The sequence below is a fragment of the Cyanobacterium stanieri LEGE 03274 genome, from assembly GCF_015207825.1.
Taxonomy (GTDB): domain Bacteria; phylum Cyanobacteriota; class Cyanobacteriia; order Cyanobacteriales; family Cyanobacteriaceae; genus Cyanobacterium; species Cyanobacterium stanieri_B.
The window spans coordinates 1-2,399 of the sequence record NZ_JADEWC010000059.1 but is presented as its reverse complement, the minus strand read 5'-3'; the positions used below and the strand labels follow the sequence as shown (position 1 = coordinate 2,399).

The following is a 2,399-nucleotide window of genomic DNA, read 5'->3' as shown; positions in this document are numbered from 1 at the left end:
GATGGAGGATGGGGAATAGCGGTTGTGGGGGCAGGGGCGTTGTTGATTAATTTTAAAACCCTTTGACGGGCTTTATCTTCGGCTTCTTCAACGCTATGGGCAGAGGCAAGGGCGCTGCCGATGGTTTGATTTTCTTGTTTTGCTTTGACTTTTACGATATATTGACCGTGATCAATGGTAATTAGTTTACTGATGAAGACAATATTATTCATGGGCAAGTGTTGGTTAAAGAAAAAGGGAAATCAAAGGCTACTAAGTTAATAGTTTTGCGATGATTTTCCCTCTATCTTATTATTTATTTTTCTTTAATTCTCGCTAATTTTGGGCAAAATTAGTAAAAATGTGCTTATTATTTATTATTAAGCGTTAGCTAGGTTTTGAGCGACAAAATCCCAGTTTACTAATTTACCTAAGAAATCGTCGATGTAAGCAGGACGCTTGTTTTGATAGTCTAGGTAGTAAGCGTGTTCCCATACATCCATGGTGAGAAGGGGGGTTTGCCCTGCGGTGATGGGGTTGTCTGCGTTGCCAGTTTTGGTCACTTTTAAAGTGCCGTTGTCTAATACTAACCAAGCCCAACCGCTACCGAATTGGGTAGCACCGGCGGTTTTAAATGCTTCTACAAATTTATCGAAACTACCGAAGTCAGCGTCGATTTTAGTGGCTAAATCCCCTGTGGGAGTGCCACCACCGTTGGGCTTCATACATTGCCAGTAGAAGCTATGATTCCATGCTTGGGCGGCATTGTTGAATACACCGGCTTTACTAGCGTCATTAGCAATGGTTTTGATTACTTCTTCGATGGGTTTAGATTCTAATTCGGTGCCTTTGACTGCATCGTTATACTTACTTACATAAGCTGCGTGATGTTTGTCATGGTGAAATTCTAAGGTGCTTTTAGAGATACAAGGCTCTAAGGCACTGTAGTCGTAAGGAAGAGGTGCTAATTCGTAAGCCATATTATTTTTTATTGCCGTAGTTTACTTCTATAATAAATCTTAACAAACTTTTGTTGTTTTTAAGAATCATTCTTAGTTTGCTACTTTTAAGGTATCATTTAAGGGCGATCGTTGTCAAGTTTTTAGGTATTAGATGTTACGATAGGGGCGATCGCACCGAGACAGAATTTAGGGGAAGCAAAGCAAAGTTCCTTGATAAAAAATATAATTCATTAGAATAGAGAAGAACCAAAATAAATAAAACTGATTATTCCGATTTTAGCTTCTCACCAACACTTTATATATGAAAACTTTACAGTCTATTAGCCAGACTTTAAAAAAATGGCAACAAGCCTATGGTAATCCAAGCCATCAAGAGTACCCTCAACAATCTTGCTCGGAAACGGATCAAAATATGGGTACAAAACCAAAATGGTTTAAATTGATCTGTAAAGTTCATCCTCCTGTAATGATTCTCCTTTCAGCCACTACCATTACGGGAATAATTAGCTATCGTTACTATAATCAACCAGAATTGGCTGTGGGTACTATTGCACCTAACACCATTGTAGCGCCGGAAGATGGTTCGTTTATTGATCATCAAACCACGGAAGAACTTCGTCGCAACACCAGAAGCGGTTTGTTACCTACCTTGAAGGAAGATACCACCACCACTGAATCGGTTAAAAATACCATTAGGGAAAGATTGGAAAAAATTCAACAGGCAAGGGAAGTATTATTGGCAAATCCTGAGATTGATGGTGGGATTATTTCTCGGGAAGCGGTGCAATATTTAAGGGGGATGGATGAGGCACAGTGGCGCAGTGTGATCGAAAATCGAGATAATCTGGATATTTTACAGGAGTCGGATTCTTCTGATGCCATGTTTAAAGGGGCAGTGGAAGAATTAATTAATTATCAGCAGAGGGTAAGTGAGGAGGAGTTTGATAATTTAATCAATCAGATAGCTATCCATAGAAGTAATTATGGGGTAGCCATGGATTTGTTGGCGAATTTATCGGAGTTAAATGAGGGAGAGAAAAAACGGTTTTTGGATTTGACTGAAAGACGTTGGCGGGAGATTCGAGATTTAGTCAATGGGGTTACGAGTCGTATTTTAAATCAAGGTATTCCTTTTGGTTTACCGGAGGAGATGCGAGTTAGGGCAGTGGAAAATAACTTATCGGCCCAAGGTGTGTCTGGGGATTTAAAAGGGGCGTTGGTGAGTTTAATTAGTAATAATTTGCGCACTAATTTGGTGACGGATGAGGAAGCGACTAAGGCTAGGGCAGAAAGGGCCGCTGAGGAAATTAAACCCATTGTGGTTTCGATTCAGGCTAATGAAGCCATTGTCCGTGAAGGGCAACAAATTACCCAAGCAGATTTTGTGCTGTTGGACAATTTTGGCTTGAGTCGTCGTAGTATTAATTGGGGGGGGGTTTTGACTTCTGGGGCTTTAAC

Annotated in this window: 2 protein-coding genes and 2 pseudogenes; 2 read left to right on the top strand and 2 right to left on the bottom strand. The window is 40.3% G+C overall.

Annotated elements, in window-relative coordinates; translation table 11 throughout:
* Together IQ215_RS14195 and IQ215_RS14190 are read right to left on the bottom strand one after the other, a co-directional pair.
* Window positions 1-212, bottom strand: a pseudogene (locus IQ215_RS14195) (hypothetical protein); the annotation flags it as partial.
* Between the two features lie 147 nt (window positions 213-359).
* A complete protein-coding gene (locus IQ215_RS14190; RefSeq protein ID WP_193802049.1) occupies window positions 360-959 on the bottom strand; it encodes a superoxide dismutase in 600 nt (199 codons plus the stop codon).
* A gap of 77 nt (window positions 960-1,036) precedes the next feature.
* Here IQ215_RS14190 and IQ215_RS14185 point away from each other — a divergent pair, with 77 nt between their 5' ends.
* Together IQ215_RS14185 and IQ215_RS14180 are read left to right on the top strand one after the other, a co-directional pair.
* Window positions 1,037-1,180: a hypothetical protein gene (locus IQ215_RS14185; protein WP_193802048.1), complete on the top strand. Its 144-nt coding sequence runs from the start codon at window positions 1,037-1,039 to the stop codon at window positions 1,178-1,180.
* Between the two features lie 62 nt (window positions 1,181-1,242).
* Window positions 1,243-2,399, top strand: a pseudogene (locus IQ215_RS14180) (hypothetical protein); the annotation flags it as partial.

Bases quoted from the DNA above. Each gene is read 5' to 3' on its own strand.
- IQ215_RS14190 (WP_193802049.1), bottom strand. From the start codon at position 959: ATGGCTTACGAATTAGCACCTCTTCCTTACGACTACAGTGCCTTAGAG.